At 51.4% G+C, this 20,288-nt stretch carries 20 protein-coding genes and 2 pseudogenes; 6 read left to right on the top strand and 16 right to left on the bottom strand.

From position 1 onward, the window contains the following. Window positions 1-40: 40 nt before the first annotated feature. The 9 genes from L6R44_RS16700 to L6R44_RS16660 all read right to left on the bottom strand — a co-directional run bounded on the left by L6R44_RS16700 (window position 41) and on the right by L6R44_RS16660 (window position 7,518). Window positions 41-832 carry a hypothetical protein gene (locus tag L6R44_RS16700; RefSeq protein ID WP_237424829.1) on the bottom strand — a complete coding sequence of 264 codons (792 nt, stop codon included), beginning with the start codon at window positions 830-832 and terminating at the stop codon, window positions 41-43. A gap of 14 nt (window positions 833-846) precedes the next feature. Beyond that, window positions 847-1,374, bottom strand: a complete 528-nt coding sequence (locus L6R44_RS16695) for a fimbrial protein (RefSeq protein ID WP_237424828.1) — start codon at window positions 1,372-1,374, stop codon at window positions 847-849. A gap of 14 nt (window positions 1,375-1,388) precedes the next feature. Next, window positions 1,389-1,871 carry a fimbrial protein gene (locus tag L6R44_RS16690; protein ID WP_237424827.1) on the bottom strand — a complete coding sequence of 161 codons (483 nt, stop codon included), beginning with the start codon at window positions 1,869-1,871 and terminating at the stop codon, window positions 1,389-1,391. Then, the gene (locus tag L6R44_RS16685) at window positions 1,868-2,362 is read right to left on the bottom strand and encodes a fimbrial protein (RefSeq protein WP_237424826.1); all 495 of its coding nucleotides are present in this window, start codon (window positions 2,360-2,362) and stop codon (window positions 1,868-1,870) included. The genes L6R44_RS16690 and L6R44_RS16685 overlap by 4 nt, the downstream gene beginning before the upstream one ends. 9 nt (window positions 2,363-2,371) lie before the next feature. Next, on the bottom strand, window positions 2,372-2,944 hold the full coding sequence (locus L6R44_RS16680; RefSeq protein WP_442876509.1) for a fimbrial protein: 573 nt from the start codon (window positions 2,942-2,944) through the stop codon (window positions 2,372-2,374). Window positions 2,945-2,976: 32 nt separating this feature from the next. Next, window positions 2,977-3,732 (bottom strand): fimbria/pilus periplasmic chaperone, encoded by a 756-nt coding sequence (locus L6R44_RS16675; protein ID WP_237424847.1) that lies wholly within the window; start codon window positions 3,730-3,732, stop codon window positions 2,977-2,979. A 41-nt stretch (window positions 3,733-3,773) separates the two neighbouring features. Further along, window positions 3,774-6,281 (bottom strand): outer membrane usher protein, encoded by a 2,508-nt coding sequence (locus L6R44_RS16670; RefSeq protein WP_237424824.1) that lies wholly within the window; start codon window positions 6,279-6,281, stop codon window positions 3,774-3,776. 63 nt (window positions 6,282-6,344) lie between these two features. After that, a complete protein-coding gene (locus L6R44_RS16665) occupies window positions 6,345-6,905 on the bottom strand; it encodes a fimbrial protein (protein ID WP_237424823.1) in 561 nt (186 codons plus the stop codon). Window positions 6,906-6,981: 76 nt separating this feature from the next. After that, complete coding sequence (locus L6R44_RS16660) at window positions 6,982-7,518, bottom strand: fimbrial protein (protein ID WP_237424822.1); 537 nt, start codon at window positions 7,516-7,518, stop codon at window positions 6,982-6,984. Window positions 7,519-7,791: 273 nt separating this feature from the next. Between L6R44_RS16660 and L6R44_RS16655 the strand changes: the two genes are divergently transcribed. From L6R44_RS16655 to L6R44_RS16640, 4 genes and pseudogenes are all read left to right on the top strand, one after another. Continuing rightward, a complete protein-coding gene (locus L6R44_RS16655; RefSeq protein ID WP_237424821.1) occupies window positions 7,792-8,046 on the top strand; it encodes a hypothetical protein in 255 nt (84 codons plus the stop codon). 205 nt (window positions 8,047-8,251) lie between these two features. Then, window positions 8,252-8,833: a helix-turn-helix domain-containing protein gene (locus tag L6R44_RS16650; RefSeq protein WP_237424820.1), complete on the top strand. Its 582-nt coding sequence runs from the start codon at window positions 8,252-8,254 to the stop codon at window positions 8,831-8,833. Between the two features lie 171 nt (window positions 8,834-9,004). Continuing rightward, window positions 9,005-10,151, top strand: a pseudogene (locus tag L6R44_RS16645) (IS3 family transposase). A gap of 8 nt (window positions 10,152-10,159) precedes the next feature. After that, a complete protein-coding gene (locus tag L6R44_RS16640; RefSeq protein ID WP_237424819.1) occupies window positions 10,160-10,273 on the top strand; it encodes a DUF6527 family protein in 114 nt (37 codons plus the stop codon). A gap of 33 nt (window positions 10,274-10,306) precedes the next feature. On the opposite strand, the pseudogene L6R44_RS16635 reads toward L6R44_RS16640, so the two are convergent. From L6R44_RS16635 to mntR, 7 genes and pseudogenes are all read right to left on the bottom strand, one after another. Beyond that, a pseudogene (locus tag L6R44_RS16635) lies at window positions 10,307-10,606 on the bottom strand (helix-turn-helix transcriptional regulator). Window positions 10,607-11,059: 453 nt separating this feature from the next. Next, a complete protein-coding gene (locus tag L6R44_RS16630) occupies window positions 11,060-12,100 on the bottom strand; it encodes an aldo/keto reductase (RefSeq protein ID WP_237424818.1) in 1,041 nt (346 codons plus the stop codon). 107 nt (window positions 12,101-12,207) lie between these two features. After that, a complete protein-coding gene (locus L6R44_RS16625) occupies window positions 12,208-13,728 on the bottom strand; it encodes an efflux transporter outer membrane subunit (protein ID WP_237424817.1) in 1,521 nt (506 codons plus the stop codon). Then, window positions 13,728-15,299, bottom strand: coding sequence for a DHA2 family efflux MFS transporter permease subunit (locus L6R44_RS16620; protein ID WP_237424816.1), 1,572 nt, complete (start codon window positions 15,297-15,299; stop codon window positions 13,728-13,730). Before L6R44_RS16620 ends, L6R44_RS16625 begins: the two co-directional genes overlap by 1 nt. Next, window positions 15,296-16,390 (bottom strand): HlyD family secretion protein, encoded by a 1,095-nt coding sequence (locus L6R44_RS16615; RefSeq protein ID WP_032639066.1) that lies wholly within the window; start codon window positions 16,388-16,390, stop codon window positions 15,296-15,298. Before L6R44_RS16615 ends, L6R44_RS16620 begins: the two co-directional genes overlap by 4 nt. A gap of 101 nt (window positions 16,391-16,491) precedes the next feature. After that, window positions 16,492-17,601 carry an anion transporter gene (locus tag L6R44_RS16610; protein WP_237424815.1) on the bottom strand — a complete coding sequence of 370 codons (1,110 nt, stop codon included), beginning with the start codon at window positions 17,599-17,601 and terminating at the stop codon, window positions 16,492-16,494. Continuing rightward, window positions 17,598-18,071, bottom strand: a complete 474-nt coding sequence (gene mntR, locus L6R44_RS16605) for a manganese-binding transcriptional regulator MntR (protein ID WP_008501176.1) — start codon at window positions 18,069-18,071, stop codon at window positions 17,598-17,600. The genes L6R44_RS16610 and mntR overlap by 4 nt, the downstream gene beginning before the upstream one ends. Window positions 18,072-18,254: 183 nt before the next feature. Here mntR and mntS point away from each other — a divergent pair, with 183 nt between their 5' ends. Together mntS and L6R44_RS16595 are read left to right on the top strand one after the other, a co-directional pair. Beyond that, entirely contained in the window at window positions 18,255-18,383 is a 129-nt protein-coding gene (gene mntS, locus L6R44_RS16600) for a manganase accumulation protein MntS (protein ID WP_008501175.1), read from the top strand. Between the two features lie 283 nt (window positions 18,384-18,666). Continuing rightward, window positions 18,667-20,250, top strand: coding sequence for a phosphoethanolamine transferase (locus tag L6R44_RS16595; RefSeq protein ID WP_032639062.1), 1,584 nt, complete (start codon window positions 18,667-18,669; stop codon window positions 20,248-20,250). Window positions 20,251-20,288 lie beyond the last annotated feature (38 nt).

Raw genomic sequence — 20,288 nt, 5'->3', positions numbered from 1 at the left:
TCAGGAAAATTACAGGGAAGGACGATCCCTCCCTGATCATTTAATATGGCATCATAACTAAAACACTAGAACCGGTATGAAAACCTTCTTTTGTTACCCCTGTGAGGAGATCTTTTATTGGCATTTGCGAGTCACCTTGAGGCAGATCTATTTTACTGTTAAGTGGCTGATTATTAACAGTAACCTCTGATCTCCCGTCATCTAGATAGACATACTTATCCTGCGTAATCAGATTAAAAGTAACAGCCATTGCTGTTGTACACTGCACCCCAATCGAGGCTGATGCAACATCGCCATCTGCCTGCCTAAGAGTAATAGAACCATGCTCAAGTAATATTTCTGGAGTAGTGATATTGCACCATTCATTTGCAGGAGGGATAGCCAAACAACCGCCAGGAGTTAGAGTTCTAGACCAATCTGTTGACAGATACCCTGAAACCTCTGGGCCAGCAAAGTAAGCAATGCATTCTCCTTCCAAATTTGGCCCACTATGTCTGATATAATTAACGCTCCCCCAACCTCGATTATTATATCCGTCCATCACAAGCTCCCCAATAGTTTTAGAGTTATCATAATTATAAAAAAAATCATGATTATCAGCAGGAACACCAACATCATAATAACCAGTAAGATAATGTTTATGTCCTAATGCCACCATCCAATTTGAGGGAACTTTGGTCTCACTGGCAGGTCCGATATCAATAACCTTTTGGGTAAAGTTATAGTCAGCCCCTTTGCTATCGTAATGTACATCAACAGATGTAATTACAGGATATTGTCCAGCAATGACAGATGGCATTATAAAACACAATAAATATAACAATCGCTTCATAAATCACTCGATAATTATTGATAAGACAAAACAAAAGTGCTAATCGCAGAAAAATCACCTGCAACTAACAGTTTTGAACTTAACACAGTAGGTTTTATTTGAACAAACGCATTAAAAGTCAGCTCGTTACTTCCCTGGGTTAATTGCTTGTATGATGTAGCTTTATTAATTACAAGCGGTGAACCATCTGGTAATTCCATACCAATAGCCATCCCTTTCCCTGTGCTGGATGCATCCAGCGCAAGCATGTCCGTTAACTCATCATCTGCTACACCATCAAATGTTACGCTGACCGTATTCATCACATTAGTGTCACAATCTTCCAAATGTATAGTAAACGGAATATCTTTTGTTCGCTCATTCTGATAAAGATACTTCTCAATTACCGTGCCGAAATCGACATGAATATCGGTGTCAGTATCAGGTAACGTACAGGGTTCAGCTACTAAAGCACCTGAGAAGTGGACGTTATCGATGGCGTAAGCAGGAATTAATGCCAGTACAGGTACGAATAGAGTGATAATCAGTATACAAAGTTTCAATTCCGGCTCCTTACTCAAAGATAATCTGCACGCAGCGTCATAGTTGCTTCAAAGGATCCTTCATCGAGCGTCACTGTAGGGTCCTGTACGGGCACAGCCTCAATTTTTGGTGGTGAGGTCGGGTTATTGATGGCCACACGCTGCGCAAATGTAACAGGCAAACCATCCATCAGAATACGGACAGCCAGACCATTTTTATTCGTCAGTACGGCCGCAGAGTCAAAGCTCGCCGGAGTTGTGGTGTCTACAACAACTGCTAAATTGTTTGCACTATATCCCACATCGCAGTCCACGCTGTAGTTGATCTGTTGTTTGTAGTTAGTTCCATTAATTTTATTTACCCCAAGGTCTGTGCCAAAAAACACCTCAATGGTCTCACCATTGTTTATAGTACAAGGAGGTGCTACAAGGGTACCGTGGAAAGCCATATTGTCGGCGGACTGCACTGTAAAAGGTAGCAACATACCTAAAGCCAAGATTTTAATTAACTGATTCACTGGTAATCCACCGTCATAGTTGCACCTGCGGTGAAGCCACCTGTCGGCAAATGCGCGCCAGGCTGTTGCACCAACTGTGCTATAAGCACTGGTTTACTGACAGAATTAGCGAGAGCCAGATCTGTATTTATTGGATAGTCATTGCCATCCGCTTTCATCTTTATACCTAATTCAGGAATACTGGTTGAAAGTAACGTTTCGTCAAAAGATGTTTCCGCTCCGCTAATACGCATTTCCAGCGTTTTGCTCTGATCAGCATTAGTACAATCTAGAGTGTAGCTCACTTCTTTTTCCACAATACCTTTTGCCACATCGGTGGTAATTATGTTGTCGCCGAAATCTACATCAATATTTTGATTATTGTTTATTTCGCAGGGTGAAGCATGAATCGTTACATTAACAGTAATTTGCGCGGTGTTCTGAGCGGCCATAGCCCCCTGGCACATCACCACAACTGCCAGCCAGAGGCTCTGCCATTTCAGTCTGCTCACAGGCCTCTCCTACTGATAAATCATGCTGAAATTAACCAGCGCGTGATACGGGCCGGCAACGAATGGGGCGGTGGTGCGTTCCGGCTGCAAAGTGAAGGTAAGCTGATTCTGTCCTGGATTCAGCAGGATACTGTCACTATTGTGCGATAACATCACTGTTGCCCCTTTGCTGTCACGCAGACGCAAGCCGATGCCAGATGCACCAACAACCTTTATCAACTCCGGATTGTAATCATCCTGCACACCCATAAATCGTGCAGAATATGGAGGCTGCAATGTGCTGAAAGTAGTAGTCATTGGTGTTATATTTTTGCTCCAACTAGCCAGTTCTGGGCAGTCATGCAAGTAAATATTAACTTTAACTGGCTCTGCAGCTTTACCAGCATGATCCACTTCCGCTCGACTGGTAGTACCGAGGTTCACATCCTGCCAAGCTGAGTCCATTGTCATCCGGCAGGTGTTTTCCTGCAGGTCACCGTGGACAAACAATGTCCCTGTATCCACAAGAGATTTTTCATCTTCAGCATTGGCTGTACTAGCTACAGCAAGAAGCAAACCAGTAAGCAGTATCGTTTTCATCATTCCGTTCATTGTGATCTTCCCTCAGGCGGAGATTATTTGTCTTTCAGCAAGCTGGCCGTACAGCTTGCGCTACTGCATGTAAACTGAATCTGGGGGCGTCCGCCATAGTCATTGACATAGGTCAGTACTGGCGAATTACCAAGCACACTGGCAGCGGCTTCAATAGTGCTTTCTCCTTTTGGCTCCACCATTAAAGGCCGGAAGCTAACCGGGCTACCCTTTGCTGACGGGCGCCCTTCAACGATGGTCAGGTAATACGGGGTGGGGTTGTTCACCACAAACTTATCGCCTTTACGATTTAGCGTGACTTTTTCTACCCAGTCACCCTTTGCCGCCTGGGTCTTGTCCAGTGCTATAGCTGCCGGACGGTAGAACAGTTTAATGCGTGTCTGCAGGGCAATCTGCAGGGTGTTAGGCTTATTGCTGCGCGGTGGAATTTCACGTAGGTTGAAATAGAACAAGGATTCTCTGTCCTGAGGCAACGTACTGAGTGCAGGGCTGGTCTGCACCTTCACCTGACTTTTCGCACCCGGTTCCACACGTTGCACTGGCGGCAGTACAGTCAGTGGTGAGGTGACCTTATTGCCTTGTGCATCTTCAATCCAGCCCTGAGCCAGGTAGGGCAGATTCTTGTTCTCATTAGTGAGGTTGAGGCTGACCGATTTATCGCCGCCGTTCACAATCACTCGGGTGCGGTCCAGCGCGATGGCTGCACTGGCTTGCTGCGTGACTAGCAGACCACTCAAGGCAATGACCAGAACGGAGAGGGTGTTATTACGATTTAACATTTTCATTTTTTATACTCAATTAATGATATATTCACCGTCGCTTACTGGCACGGCAGCAACAGACTTCCGTTCTGATTAATTCCTGTTAGTTTTTCTGGTATGGTGACTATGCACTGCACATCTCCGTCCCAGCTGACATCCAGTTTTACCCCTGGTTTAAGGCCGGAGAGATACGTCTGTCCTTCATCATTGACGATGCCGGTTTCCTGTTTCTCCGCGTTCTGCACGCTTGCGCCGAATGGCGGGAAACTGCCATCAGCCAGACGAATAACTGCCATGGCTTTCTCTCCTGAAATGACGTTGAACTTCCGGTAACCAATCGCTCCTTCAGTCAGCGTGGCCTGTACCACCGAGGTGGATGCTTCAGCATTATCCGGCAAGTCATTAATATCGATACTCAGGGTATTTTTGTTGTAGTCGCTAACTTCGGTGATCACCGCCTTGCCGAACAGATTAGTTCTGGTACTGTCGCTGTACCCTTGTACGGGAATCTCTGTCGCATCACCAGTGTCTACCATCACACGGGTGCCGCCCAGGTTGTTTGCCCGGTGCAGTGCCGCGCCATGGGTTGTCGCCGTCATCCCGCCCCGCAGGGACAGACCAGCGGAAGTGTACTGGTTCTGCTGGTAATCGACGTTGGCGGTAATGTCAGCTATATCCGCAGAATGGTCGTAATACCCACTGAGAGTACCGCCATCCTCACTGCCACCCGCCGCTATTCGGTAGTTATCGCCATTTTTAAGGTGGTCGAAATAAGACAAATTATGGGTATTACTGTCTCCGTTCACTGAGCCGTTATAGCTGAGTGAGCCGGAATCTCCCCATGGCACGGAAAGCGAAAGGTACATGCCATCATCGTTCTCACCGTTAAACTTGTTGCGATAGCCGGTCAGCGAACCGTTTATATTCTTCCATTTACCGATATCGAAGTAACGGGAGAGCGACAGGTTATAGCGGTCTTCTGCAGGGTTATTCCAGTAAGTCTGATGAGAATAGTTCAGATATGCGGAAAGCCCCAGCGATTTAAATGTTTGGCTGAAGGTCGCCGTGTACATTTCCCGGCTCTGCATAAAGTCATCCTGGCTCGTCGTATAGTTCAGGTAGTCGTTAAAGCTCATATAATCTTTTTCTGAGAAACGATAACCCGCGAATGTCACTTGACTACCTGTGTCATCAAAACGTTTCGAATAGCTAACCCGGTATGACTGCCCTTGAAGATCCTGGTCGTCCAGTCTAGCGTCTGAGCGAGTGACGTCGAACGCCACGGCGCCCAGCACCATCAAATCACGGCCGATACCGGCTGCCATGGAAAGATAATCACTGCTACTTACCAACCCACCGTAAAGTGACCAACCGTTGCTGATACCCCAGGAAAATTCTCCCGAACCAAAGGTTTCGCCTTCGGTACGGTGATCATAACTGGTCGGTTTTCCTGCAAACACTTTGTAGCGAACGCTGCCCGGACGGGTCAGATAGGGAATGCTGGCAGTGCTGACCTTAAACTCCTGCACAGAACCGTCCTGTTCCTGCACCTTTACGTCCAGCATGCCGGATACAGCATTATTCAGGTCCTGTATGGAAAATGGTCCCGCTGCAACTTGGGTTTCATAAATCACACGGCCCTGCTGGGAAATTGTCACTTTTGCGTTAGTTTTTGCAACTCCAGTCACCTCAGGTGCATAACCGCGTAGGTTCGGTGGCAGCATATTGTCATCGGAAACAACACTGGCGCCGGTGAACCGAAAGCTGTCGAACAGATCAGAATTAAGGTAGTCCTCACCCAGCGTCAACTTTGCTTTCAGGGTTGTTAGTGCTCGGTAGAGATACACTCGGCTCCATGTCCACTGTTTCTGAGCAGAACCGTCATCTTCACCGGACTGATCATCATAGTTCGTCTGCCAGTCCGCGCGAGCACGCCATGCTCCTAGATTCGCACCGAAGGTACCGTTACCGGAGACACTGTTCTCATCGCCACCGTGCTGGTTCTGGCGGGCCTGGGCATTGAAATTGTAATCAGCCAGTAGACCTGGTATGCCCTCGTCCCACATGCTGCTCGGTACCCAGTTGTCATCAGTGTATTCCACGTATGCCTGCGGAACGCTGATGGTCAACACCGCCGCACTAAGGTCTGGACTCACCTCCACCCCTTTAAGAGTAGTGATGTCCACGCATTCATTGTTGTGCCAAAGGGTGAACGCTTTTGCGCTATCTTCTTTAAAACCCAGCTTTTTCACTACATTTGGCGTAAAGCAGACTTTCGAATCCTTACCGTCATTCTCATCTGGATAGACGGATATAGGTTGTTCTTCCAGTTCGTTCTGATTAATTTTTATATTAAAGGTATACACACCCGGCATAAGATAGCCACGCTTCGAAAAGTGGCTTAAATCAATATTTTCTCTGTCCTTAATATCTAGTACATCAGTATTAAACTGGATATCATCTGCGGCATTAACATTACCGTGACAATAGAGAAATATAAAGGCGGCCAACACCGAATACTTAGCGACCCTTGTTCCAAATTCATTTTTGAGTTTTGCGTAAGTCATATCCGCCACACCAGTAAACTGACGATCACATCATAAGAAAACAAGCAGTGCTCAAGTCTGAGCTCAGAAATATTCTATTCGATATCTAATAATGGCGTTGTAATCACCAACCGTTAAATCTCGCATCATATTTCTAATCCTGAATTGATAATCTAGTCGGTTCTCTACATCTGAAGCCTGCTGCACTTGAACAGGTTTTCCAGGATGAATTACCTCGCCGTTTCTATCTTGCAGTTGCAGTGCCACACCGCCAGCATTGCCACTTACTCTAAAAAAGCCTTCATCGTCATCACCGTCAAAAATGATGTTCAGATACTGCCAAATGCCTGATTTATCCGAAGAATCCAGCGTGCAGTTTGTCAACTGAATGTGAAAATTATGGGGTTCACCCATTCCAGCTCTTTTAATATGACCGAGTGTTTCCCCTGGCATATTAATTTCCTGATACCCGTCACCGGTATCAATATCACAGGCGCTAAAGATAATAGAACCATTCATGTTAACACGTCCGGATAATGCTGGGTCAAACACTGATGAAGGTTCAAATTCTTGCTGTGATATCTGTGACGCAAAAGCCGTTGCGGTAAATAAAAACGTCAGTACGGCGTACATTAATTTACTCATAGTTTCCGATTCTGATATTTTAAATGCGTACACGCCAGTGGGGGCGGCGTGTACGTATACAACTCAGGTCCTGCGATTATTGATATGCAAGAGTGAAATCAGCAATTGCGGAGAAATCGCCAGGAGTTACAGTGGCAGTCGCACCATCGCCCTGTAAGTAAGCGGAAAAGAGCATGGTATTATTACCATCCTGTAACATGTGTGGGGCAGTTGCTTCACCCAATTTGACTTGATTACCGTCACCGTTAGTCAGGATAATACTGGCACCTTTGGCCGTACCGGTGATACCTAAGGAACCAGCTGTCGCCCCCTCAGCACCGGTGAAAGTGGTTGTAACGGTTTTTGAAGTCACATCAGTGCAGTTTTCCAGTTTAATTTCAAAGTTTTGTGGAACCGAAGTGCCATCATTTGTGCCATTATTTTCAAGCGCCGCTTGCGAAATTTCTCCCAGACTCACTGTTTGGTCGATGCTATCTGGACTGATAGAGCATGGAGCATCGATGATTGACCCAGTGAATGTCACTTTACCGTGCCCCTGATCGGCAGCATTTGCATTGGCCATTAAAGCAGTTGTAATCATGGCAGCAATTAAAGCAAGTTTTTTTGTATTCATTTCATTCATCTCAAAGGCTAACAATTATTTTACAATAACATCTACATTTCAGTTAAAACGTTGTTCAACTGAGATGCGTATTATTTTGCGACTTGATAAAGTTCCTTACAACATTCCTATGGTCCCAAAATGGACCGGAAGAATAACCCACCATTTAGAAATAAAAATTCAACTTACCATGTCTATTTTTGGATTAAAAAAATACATCGTTTATTGAAATAACGTGATTTATACGTTATTAACTAACTTTGAACCTAAAGAGGAAGTAACTTTATGAGTCAAGCGTCATGTAAGAACGTACAACTGGTAATGGTTTATAATAAACCGCTTATATTGCATTCATTTGATGAATATAAAGAATGGTACTTGGCGGCACATAATTTAAGTATGTTTTCTAAAGTCGATATAGACTATCTGATAGAAGAGGAACAGCCTGAAAGGTATCCATGCACTCCGCTGTTGATAGATATAGAACATGGTTTTTTTTATTTGAATATGGACAATATGGTTATCATGAAATTGTCATAATCTTATAGCATAGGATTTCGCAGTGAAACCCTATGCTATAACATGCATAGATTTTAAGTTCCTTTTTTATAAAAGAACGATTTGACTATTCGTTATGTTGCATCTAGAATTAAATGATTTCTCCTTGTTACGAATCTTATGCAAACTTATGCCCAATATTAATATTAAGTCAACTCGAACAGATCCCAGCAGGCTGATAGTATTAATGGATAAACTTTCCCCTTTTCTTCAGTACCAGCTCGTTGGAGTAAATACACGTTACACCCTTACTGCTGAAAAAACACAGATATGCTATTTTATTCGCTCTGGGGCAGTTTCAATGTACCGGCAACCGGATGATATCCTGATCGATTTGTTCGATGCACCAACTCTGCGAGGAGCGATTTCACTCCCCCCAGATACTACCCCTGTTTATGTCCTCAAAACCATTCTCCCTTCGGAGATTGCTATAATTGAGCGAGAAAAATTGTTTGAGTTGTTGACTGAGCACAACTTATGGGAAGATTTTTCGCGTCACCAGCTAGCCATGGCCAGCATGGTTATTGAGAGAATATTTAAGCTTACTACCCCCTCAACTTATAATGTTGTTCGTCATCAACTCTATGAACTGATCAACCTCCCGGAAGATGTTCGCGAATCAATTTTAGCAGAAAACTATATCCGTAGTAAAACCCGTCGTTCACGAAGCGGCATTATGCGCATTCTTTCGGATTTAAAAGAAAGGGGATATATTGTTATCTCTAAAGGTATTCTTAAAGAGGTTCATAACCTCCCAGAAAATATTTAAGCAATACATATCTCACCCAATTAACAACGTCGGATATTTGCTTAATCAAGGCTTATATCCGACTCAAGAAACAATACATCTAATAAGCTAATGTTTAGTTTATATTAGTGAATCGCCACGGGTTTAACAGACACCTCAGAGTCATTTAAGATGACTTAAAGAGAGGTGACCATGAGCGGTAAGCGTTATCCTGAAGAGTTTAAAATTGAAGCAGTCAAACAGGTTGTTGATCGTGGTCATTCCATTTCCAGTGTTGCAACACGTCTCGATGTTACCACTCACATTCTTTACGCCTGGATAAAAAAGTTCGGTCCGGATTCTTCCACTAATAATAAACGTTCAGATGCGCAGGCCGAAATCCGCCGTCTTCAGAAAGAGTTGAAGCGGGTTACGGACGAACGGGACATATTACAAATGCTGCGGCGTACTTCGCAAAGCTGTCCGACTGAGGTACGCCTTTATCCGCGACAACAGCCGTTGCTGGCCTGTTCGTTTGCTCTGTCGGGTTCTGGATGTCCATCCGAGGGGATTTTACTTCTGGCTTCAGCAGCCACATTCACAGCGTCACCAGACAGACCAGATGCTGACCGGGCAGATCAAACAGTCCTGGCTTGAGTCTGGCTGCGTCTATGGTTACCGCAAGATCCATCTAGATCTGCGTGATACCGGACAGCAGTGCGGAGTGAACCATGTCTGGCGGCTGATGAAGCGCGCCGGAATCAAAGCTCAGGTTGGGTACAGCAGCCCACGGGCACGTAAAGGAGAAGCCAGCATCTTGACACCCAACAGGCTCCAGCGGAAGTTCAATCCGGACTCACCGGATGAGCGTTGGGTGACGGACATAACCTACATCCGAACCCACGAAGGCTGGCTGTATCTGGCCGTAGTGGTTGACCTGTTCTCCCGAAAAGTTATCGGCTAGTCAATGCAACCCCGCATGACAAAAGAGATTGTCCTGAACGCATTACTTATGGCGGGGTGGAGGCGTAATCTTCAGAAGCATGTACTGGTTCATTCGGATCAGGACAGTCAGTACACGAGCTATGAGTGGCAGACGTTCCTGAAATCACACTGTCTGGAAGGCAGCATGAGTCGTCGCGGTAACTGCCATGACAACGCGGTTGCGAAAAGCTTTTTCCAGCTACTGAAACGCGAACAGATTAAGAAAAGGATCTACGGAACGAGAGACGAAGCCAGAAGCGATATTTTTGATTACATCGAAATGTTTTATAACAGTAAGCGTCGGCATGGTTCAAGCGAGCACATACCATCGGTTGAATATGAAAACCTATATTATCAACGGCTCAGAAGTCTCTAGATTATCCGTTGCGATTCAACCGGTTACTATCATTACCCCCCTCGGTAGGGTTAAAAGACGGTTGTAAATCCCATTTCTGGGTTAAAAATGGTAGGATTTTCTGGGTATACTCAAATGCTTAATGTACGGTTGAATTATCAGTGTCGTTTATAAAGTCACCATGTCTCCCGCCTAGCAGGTAGCGCTGCGTCCTGCTGCTTTGTAATGGACTGAGACTTTGAATCTGCTAATGGTTCCCTTGATGAAAGTACGAGCTTTACTCCCAGCATACTAAACACCTTATACAAGCGCTTAAAACTTGCAGTTGCTGGGTTTGCTTCCAAACGTGCGTAAGTTTGCTGTGTTACACCCAATCGTTCAGAAAGCTATCTTTAAGTAAGTCCTTTGGATTTGCGGAAACCTTCCAGAACGGGGCGTAACTGATTCAACGTTTTCAAATAGTATTGAGTACTCATGATAACCTTCCGTACTGACGAATCAAAATCGAAAACGTTTTTTTAACAGCCTCTAAGCTGTTAAAGGACATAACAGTTTACAAGCTATTAAACCTTATCTACCAAGACATGCAGGCCAACTAAACAGTGGTTTAGAGGCCATTTTGGCATTTTCTTACTTTTTCCATCAATTTACTAAGTTAACTGCATTATACCATTACACATAGGCATTTTAGGGGTAAAAAGCGCAATACCAAAGTTACTAACTGCTTCATCTCAAGTCGTCTACATCAAACATCCTTTAAGAAAAATTTGTAAAAGCATTTCATAGGAAATGGATTGGTATATTTCATACACTTAATGTGAATAGTGACATAACTTTAATTGCTCAAAATTGAATAGTGACATAACTCTATTATGGCTATACAACGGAAAGTAGCCCCGGTATGCGAAGCGCCACCGGGGAGAGGACGGTTATTGCTGTGCAAGCTGGTTACGACGATATTCCCCCTGGCGCTCAAGCATCCAGCCCGGATATTCCCGCGGCAGCGCGCTGACGGCATCAAACTGTTTAAGCTCGTCTTCGCCTAAGTGGATCCCGGTTGCGGCGATATTGTCATCCAGCTGCTCAACGCGCTTCGCGCCAACAATCACGCTGGTCACCGCTTTTTGATGCAGCAGCCACGCCAGCGCGATTTGCGCGACGGAGACGCCCTTGCTTTCGGCAATCGTGCGCATCACGTCCACGCAGTCGAAGGCGCGATCTTTGTTCACCGGCGGGAAGTCAAACTCCAGACGGCGACCACCGGCTTCACTTTGGCCGTCGCGGCCATATTTCCCGCTCAGCAGGCCGCCCGCCAGCGGGCTCCAGACCATCAGCCCGACGCCTTCGCTCTGCATCATCGGCACCAGCTCGCGTTCCAGATCGCGCCCGGCGATGGTGTAATACGCCTGCAGCGACGCGAAGCGCGCCAGCCCGAGCCGCTCGGAAATGCCCAGCGCTTTGGCAATCTGCCACGCCGCCCAGTTCGACACGCCGATATAGCGCACGTGACCGTGCTGCACCAGGTTATCCAGCGCGTACAGCGTCTCTTCAATCGGCGTGGCCGGGTCGAAGCCGTGCAGCTGGTAGAGATCGATATGATCGAGCTGCAGGCGGCGCAGGCTCTCCTTCACGCTGCTGATAATGTGATAGCGCGAGCTGCCGCGCGAGTTCACCCCTGCCGTCCCCGTTTCGCCGAACACTTTGGTGGCGACCACCACGTTCTCGCGGGGGATCTTCAGGTTCTTCAGCGCCTGACCGGTGATCTCCTCCGAACGCCCTTCCGAGTACACGTCCGCGGTATCGATAAAGTTGATCCCGGCATCCAGCGCGCGGCCCACCAGCTGTTCTGCTTCGCTCTGCTGGAGCTGGCCAATCTTGCCCCACATGCCGCCTTCACCGCCGAAGGTCATGGTGCCGAGGCACAGTTCAGAAACGAACAGACCGGTATTGCCCAGTTTTTGATAACGCATAAGATAATCCTCGCATGTCGTTTAAGGGGTACCCGATAGTTATACCCGCCCCGCGGCCATCGCGAATGTGGCGTTCCTGTCCGTTTCTTGCCCAATCCTCTGAATAGTTATCCGCGCGGGGCGTCGCCAAAGACGCTGTAGTCCGGTAACTGCACCTGCTGATACGGCTCCCAGCCGCCGCCGAGCGCCTTGTAGAGCGCCACCAAATCGAGCGCGCTTTGCACCTGCGCCTGCGCGCGCTGCTGCTGGGCCTGGGCCAGCTGACGCTGGGCGTCCAGCACGTCGATAAAGCTGGCGATCCCCTGCCGGTAGCTGTCGCTCGCCAGATCGAAGGCGTTTTGCAGCGCGTCGATGGTTTTCGCCAGCCCCGCTTCACGCTGCTGGTCGGTGCGATAGCTCACCAGCGCATTTTCCACATCGCCAAGCGCGGTGAGCACCGTCTGACGATAGTCCAGCACCGCCGCCCCCTGCTGCGCGCGCGCCACCTTGACGCTGGAGACCAGCCGACCGCCCTGGAAAATGGGGATGGAGACCTGCGGGCCGAAGCTGTAGAAGTGGCTGCTCCAGTCGGTTAGCCAATTGGTTTCGCTGTTGCGCAGGCCAAACTGCCCGGAGAGGGTAAAGCTCGGGAACAGCTCGGCCACCGAAACGCCGATTTGCGCCGTGGCGGCATGCAGGTTCGCCTCGGCTTCGCGCACGTCCGGACGGCGTCGCGCCAGCGTCGACGGAATGCCGGTCTGCACGATATCCGGCAGCGCGGGCATCGGCTGCACGCGCTGTAGTTCCGCATCCAGCGCCCCCGGCGGCTTGCCGAGCAGGATCGCCAGGCCATTCATCGCCTGCCGCTCCTGCGCCTGGTACTGCGGCAGCTGTGCTTCAAGGTTGCCTAACTGCGCCCGGGCGTTTTCCACGTCCATCTGCGGCGACAGCCCGCCCCGCTGGCGGCTTTCGGTCAGATCCAGCGTCTGCTGGGCGCTTTTAATCTGGGTGTTCAGCGTGGCGATAACGCTCTGCGCCCCGCGCAGCTGGAGCCACGCGCGCGCCACTTCCGCCTCCAGCGACACCAGCGCGTCGTTGCGCTGCTCGATAGCGGCTTTCTGCTGCGCTTCGGCGGCTTCCACCTGACGGCGCACCTTGCCCCACAGGTCGATTTCCCACTGGGCGTCGAAGCTGCCCTGGTAGAGGTTAATCGGCTGCGTCAGCGGCCCCAGCGCGCCCTTCAGGTTGGGATCGATGCTATCCACCTGATCGTATACGCCGTGGGATTTTAGCTCCCCTTCCAGGCCGAGCTGCTGGCGCGTCGCCTGCAGATTGCCGTTTACCGCTGGGTAAAACGCCCCGCCCGCCTGGTTAATCTGCTCGCGCGCCCCGGCGATGCGCAGCACCGTCTGCTGCAGGGTCAGGTTTCCGGCAATAGCCCGTTCAACGAGGCTATCGAGCTGCGGCGAGCCGAAGGTCTTCCACCAGCGCGGGTTGGTCGCGGCGGAGGACGTTTGCGATTTCACCGCGCTGTCGCCCTTATCGTTCCAGTGCGTGACGGAAGGTGGTGCGGGCTGCTGGTAGTCCGGCCCAACGGCGCAGCCCGCCAGCAGCATTATCATCAGGGGGTGTAAACGTCTGTGTATCATCAATGTGCTCCTGCACTCCCCTCGCTCTTAACCGGCGAGAGCAACAAACAAAACGGAATCAGCAACAGGGCCACGACGCTCAGGAGGGTGAAGACGTCGATGTAGGCCAGAAAACGGGACTGTTCGATCATGGTCTGGTACAGGCGTCCGGTGGCGATCCCGGTGGGGTCACCCACCTGGGTGGTGAAGTTCTGGATCGCCTGCGCGCTTTCGCGTATCGCCAGCTGGAACTGCTCGTTAAACGGCGAGGCGTGGTACGCCAGATGCGCGCTGTGCGCCTGAGATCGTTCGGTGATGGCCGCCGTCGACAGCGAAATCCCAATCGAACCCGCGACGTTGCGGAACATGGTGAACAGCGCCGCCGCATCGGCATTAAGCCGTCTCGGGATCGAAATAAAGGCAATGGTGGTGAGGGGCACAAACAGGAACCCCAGCCCGATCGACTGGGCGCTGCGGAACAGCACCAGCGTTTCGAAATCGATATCCGGCGTCAGCGTGCGCGACCAGAAGAACGACACCGCGAGGCAGGTAAAGCCAAAGGCAATGATCCAGCGCGTCTGCACCACCGGCATCAGCTTCAATACCAGCGGGATGGTCAGCACGATCAGCACCGCGCCGGGCGACAGCACCAGCCCTGACCACGTCGCCGTGTAGCCCAGATCCTGCTGCGCCAGCTGCGGGATCACCACCGAGCTGCCGTACAGGATCATCGCCATTCCTGCCATCAGCAGGCTGGAGATAGCGAAGTTGCGGTCCTTCATGCAGTGCAGGTCCACCACCGGCTTTTTGGCATACATCAGCCAGTAAATCGCGCCGATAATGCCGATCAGCGTTAATACCGCGAACGTGCGGGTAAAGTTCGAGTTAAACCAGTCCTCATCTTCCCCCCGGTCAAGCATCACCTGCAGGCAGCCCAGCCCCAGGGCGATCAGGCCGATCCCCGTCCAGTCGATGCTCAGCTTCTCTTTTGACTTGCTCTCCCAGGGCGGATCCTCCAGCAGCTGATAGATCGCCAGCACCGTGACAATCCCCACCGGAATGTTGATAAAGAACACCCAGCGCCAGGAGTAGTTGTCGGTGATCCAGCCGCCCAGCGTCGGGCCAAGCACCGGCGCAACGATAATGGCGATGGAAGAAAGCCCGAACGCTTTGCCCCTGTCCTCCGGCTTGAAGTAGTCGAGCAGCACCGACTGCTGCGTGGGCTGCAGCCCGCCGCCAAAGAAGCCCTGCATCACGCGGAACAGGATGATCTGCCACAGCTCGGTGGCGATGCCGCAGAGGAACGAGCAGACGGTGAACATCACGATGCAGATCAGGAAGAACTGCTTGCGGCCAAACACCCGGCTCAGAAACGCCGAAATGGGCAGCACGATGCCGTTCGCCACCAGATAGCTGGTTAACACCCAGGTAGATTCGTCATAGCTGGACGAGAGCGAGCCCGCCACGTGGGGCAGCGCCACGTTGACGATAGTGGTGTCCAGAATTTCCATAAACACCGCCAGGGTGACGACAATCGCCACCGCCCACGGATTGCTGGCGGGTTTCCAGCTGTCGTGGCTGTGATCCGTCATTCGACCGTCACCTTCGGCGCCACCGACAGGCCCAGCGGCAGCGGTTTGTTGGCATCGAGTCCCTTATCAATGACGATTTTCACCGGCACGCGCTGCACGATTTTGACAAAGTTACCGGTGGCATTTTCTGCCGGGAAGGCAGAGAAGCGCGAGCCGCTGCCCTGCTGGATACTGTCAACGTGGCCCTCAAGCGCCATGTCAGGCCACGCGTCGACGGACACCGTGACCTTGTCGCCGGGCTTCATGCGCTCGAGCTGGGACTCTTTGAAGTTCGCCACTACCCACACGTTCGTGGAAACCAGCGAGAATAGCGCGGTGCCCGCCTGCACCAGCGTGCCGGGCTGCACGTTGCGTTTGGTGACAAACCCGTCGAACGGGGCGCGGACTTCGGTGTAAGAGAGGTTCAGGTTAGCCGTTTCCAGCTGTGCCTTTGCCTGCTCAACCTGACGCTCCCGCGCTTCAACGTTGGTTTCCTGCTGGCGGATTTGCAGCTGTACCTGCTCCGCCACTTCCAGCTGCGCCTGCGCGCTGGCAAGGCCCGCCTGGGCGCTACGCAGCTGGGCGTTCGCGGAATCAATACTTTGCTGGGTGGTCGCGCGCGGGTCGACGCCGCGCTGGCGACGGTACTCCGCCTGCGCGTTCGCCAAATCAGCCTGCGCTTTCAGCACCTGCGCTTTGGCTTCGTCACGCTGGGCGGGATACTGCACCTTTGAGAGCGCCAGCTGCGCCTGGGCCTGATGCAGCTGCGCGATAGCCAGGCCAAGCTGGGCCTGGGCCTGATCGCGCTGCGCGGTGGTGTCACGCGGATCGATGACCACCAGCAAATCGCCCTTTTTCACGCGCTGGTTATCGCGCACCCGCAGCTCGGTGACGTAGCCCGCCGCTTTGGGGGCAATCGTCACCACGTCGCCGTCGGTAAAGGCGTCGTCAGTCGTCTCCTGGTTACGGGTTAAAAGCCACCACACCAGCGCCACAACGACCATCACCACCACGACAATGCCGAGGATAATTAATGGTTTTTTGCCCGGGCGCTTACGCTCATTATTGTTTTTGTCCTGCTCGTCAGCAGGCGGGTTTTGATCTTCAGCCATAGTTCAGCAACGGTCCTGTCAGTGAGCGGCATCACACTATGCCGTTCACTAAAGCTAGGACGTTGCTATACGTTTGCCAGGAAAAACTGACAAATTGCGCACTATATGAGAAGGAATAGTCCGAAACCGATCGCCGCGGCCCAGACCAGCATAGGAATTGACCAGAGATGGAAGCGCCACCAGATACGACGGTCGCTGGCCATACGCAGGGCGATGAGGTTTGCCAGCGAGCCGGGCAGCAGCCCAAACCCGCCGATGTTCACGGCCCAGGCCAGCAGGGTATCGGGCGGCACGTAGTTGAGCAGCAGAATGGTGGAAGGCACGTTGCTGATAAACTGCGACAGGCCAATCGCCGTCAGCCACAGTCCCGGCTGAGACAGCGCGCTGACCCCGTGCAGCACGTTCTGCAGCACCGGAAGCTGGATGAGGAGATGCACATCAATAAACATCGCCATAAAGACCAGCAGCAGCGTCCAGTCCACGCTGACCAGCACGCGGCGCGCCAGCACGACAAACCCTGCGGCGACGAGCAGAACGCCCGCCAGCTCAACCTTCAGCTCCAGGGCGAACAGAAAGACGATGTATAGCCCGAGGCAGCTCCACACCAGGCGCGGCTGCCACTGCGGGCCCGCCGTGCCGCTGTGGTACTGCAGTTTTTTATCCGGAAACGCAAACCAGCATACCGCCAGCAGCGACAGCATCATCACCAGCGCCAGCGGGGCCATCTGCCAGGTGAAGGCGGCGAACGACAGGCCGGACCGTCCCCAGAGCAGGATATTTTGCGGATTGCCGATTGGCGTCAGAAGCGAGCCGGCATTGACGGCCAGCGCTTCAAAGATGATCAGCCGGCTGACCGGGATTTCGCACAGCTTACGCAGCGTAAGCGTGAGGGGCACGATGATAAACAGCGCCACGTCGTTGGTTAGAAACGTCGACAGCAGCGCGGCGGAGAACACCATAAACAGGGACAGCCTGCGTTCGGTGGCAAAGCGACGCACCATTTTACGGCCCAGCACGTCAAAATAGCCGCTCAGCTCGACCCCTTTGGTGAGCATCATCAGGCCGCTCAGGGTAATGATGGTCCGCCAGTCAATCGCGGCGGGCCAGGCGTGTGGGGCAAACGGCACAAAGAGGCTTAACCCTGCGCCAATGATGAGTAAGAGATGGAAGAAACGATCGCGTGCCAGGGCCTGCAGTCCAGGGATTTTCATTCAGCGGAGGGACCATATTTAAGGGTAAATTCGCGAAACTTCACCAGCGTCTCTTCGCTGACGTGGTGTTCCATGCCTTCCGCATCCCGGCGGGCGATCTCCGGGCTGACGCCCAGCACCAGTAAAAAATTCTCGACAAGCTGATGGCGCTCGCGGCTCTCCTGCGCGAGTTTCTCACCTTCCGGCGTCAGAAACACGCCGCGCCAGGGGATCATTTCAATTAAGCCCACGGAGGCCAGGCGTTTTAACATTTTAGCCACAGTCGGCTGCGAAACCCCCAGTCGGGCGGCCATATCGACCTGGCGCGCTTCCCCAACCTCACGAATCAGATCGGAAATGAGTTCAACATAATCATCAATCAGTTCACGCCGGTGCGCTTCACGGACCTGACGAAAACCTTCGACATGTTCTTCAACATTCACCAGCTGCGTCGTTTTTTTAATGGTTGGCTTACCTGCGCGACGGTTCATTGTACTTCCTCAGTGGGGTGACGCTTCCAGCGCCCGGTATCGAGAGCGCACATTGTAAACCATCCCTAAGCAAGCACAAAAAATTAACGAAATAGCCATAGCTATACAATATAGCCTGTGCTATATCTGTATGTAATGCAGTCACCCTTCACGGATCGAAGGGATCAAAACTCAGGAGGGCTTATGAACGAATTCAAGAGGTGCATGACCGTGTTTACCCACTCACCCTTTAAAGTGCGCTTAATGCTGTTGAACATGCTGTGCGATATGTTTAACGGCAAACCGCATCAGGACGACAAACCATCCCACTAAGCGGCGTTGCGGTACGCCGCTTCATTTTTTCGTCACAAACCCGCAGTAAACTGGCTTCCAGCCGCCCTATTCCCGATTTTTTTTACGGATTTGCAATCCCCTTCGCAAAACATCTGCTTAGCAACTGTTGATATTCTTTAGCGCTCGCACTATCTTCTTGCAGCCCTGCACAATTTGCGGCTCGCTGAAGCGGACCCACATTCCCTCTCCACGCACTGTCAGGCAGGTTATGACCCTTGACGCCAGGGTGAGCACATGGCGTTTTCATCCATGATAGTGACCTATGAATGTAACCCTGATAGATACCGTTGTGACCCGCAGCCGGGCCTTAAGCCCGTGGACGGGGTTTTACTTTTTGCAGTCATTACTGATTAACTTTGCGCTGGGTTATCCCTTTAGTCTGCTCTACGCGGTGGCCTTCACCTGCATTCTGCACGTGCTTTGGCGCTCTGCGCCGCGCGTGCAAAAAGCGTTAATCGGGATCTGTTCGCTGGTTGCTGCGCTCTATTTCCCGTTTGGTCAGGCTTACGGCTCGCCAAACTTTAATACCCTGCTGGCGCTGCACTCGACCAATATGGAAGAGTCGACGGAGATCCTGACGATCTTCCCGTGGTACAGCTACGTGGTGGGGCTCTTTATCTTCGCGTTGGGCGTTATCGCCATCCGCCGCCAGCCGGGCGAGAAAAAATCCTGGGGTAAGATCGAACTACTCTGTCTGGTATTCAGCGTTGCCGTGGCGTTCGTCGCCCCCATCCAGAATATTCCCTGGGACGGTAAGCTAAGGCTTATTAACATCGGCTATCCGGTATTCCGCTTCGTGAAAGACGTCGTGGTGAATAATAAAGAGGTTCTCGACGAACAGGCGCGCATGGCTGAGCTTTCCAATATGAAAGACACCTGGAACGTGCTGGCCGTTAAGCCGAAATATCACACCTACGTGGTGGTGATTGGCGAAAGCGCGCGTCGCGATGCCATGGGGGCGTTTGGCGGGCACTGGGATAACACCCCGTTTGCGAGTTCGGTTAAAGGCACGCTGTTTACCGATTATGTCGCGGCCAGCGGCTCAACGCAGAAATCGCTCGGCCTGACGCTTAACCGGGTCGTCGACGGTAAACCGCAGTATCAGGATAATTTTGTCACCCTGGCAAACCGCGCCGGTTACCAGACCTGGTGGTTCTCCAATCAGGGGCAAATTGGTGAATACGATACCGCCATCGCCAGCATCGCCAAACGGGCTGACGAGGTGCAGTTCCTGAAAAACGGTGACTTTGAAGCCGACAAAAACACCAAAGATGAGGCGCTGCTGAAGATGACGGCCCAGGTCTTCGCCACCCCGCGCACCCAGCCTCAGCTGATCGTCCTGCACCTGATGGGGTCTCACCCGCAGGCCTGCGATCGGACCGGCGGCAAGTACGCGGAGTTCGTGCAGTCCAAAGAGACGTCCTGTTATCTCTACACCATGACGCAAACCGACGACCTGCTCAGCAAGCTGTACGATCAGCTACGCAACACGGGCGACAGCTTCTCAATGGTCTATTTCTCCGATCACGGGCTGGCGTTTAAGGAGCGCGGCAAAGAGGTGCAGTATCTGGCGCACGATGACAAGTTCCAGCAGAATTTCCAGGTGCCGTTTATGGTGCTGTCGAGTGACGATAAAACGCATCGCGTTATTAAAGCGCGTCGTTCGGCAAATGATTTCCTGCAGTTCTTTTCGCAGTGGACGGGGATTACGGCCGAGCAGATAAAAAATGCTTACCCGTTTGTCTCTAACAAGAAAGCTCCCCCAGTTTACGTTACCAACTTTAAGTTACAGAAAGTTGACTACAACCATCTGGGTACGGATATTTTTGATATTAAGAGTAAGTAATTGCCGTCTCGTGCGGACCGATGCCAGCACAGTCGGCT

The sequence above is a fragment of the Enterobacter cloacae complex sp. ECC445 genome (assembly GCF_021892025.1).
GTDB lineage: Bacteria > Pseudomonadota > Gammaproteobacteria > Enterobacterales > Enterobacteriaceae > Enterobacter > Enterobacter chengduensis.
This window is presented reverse-complemented; position numbering and strand designations above follow the sequence as displayed.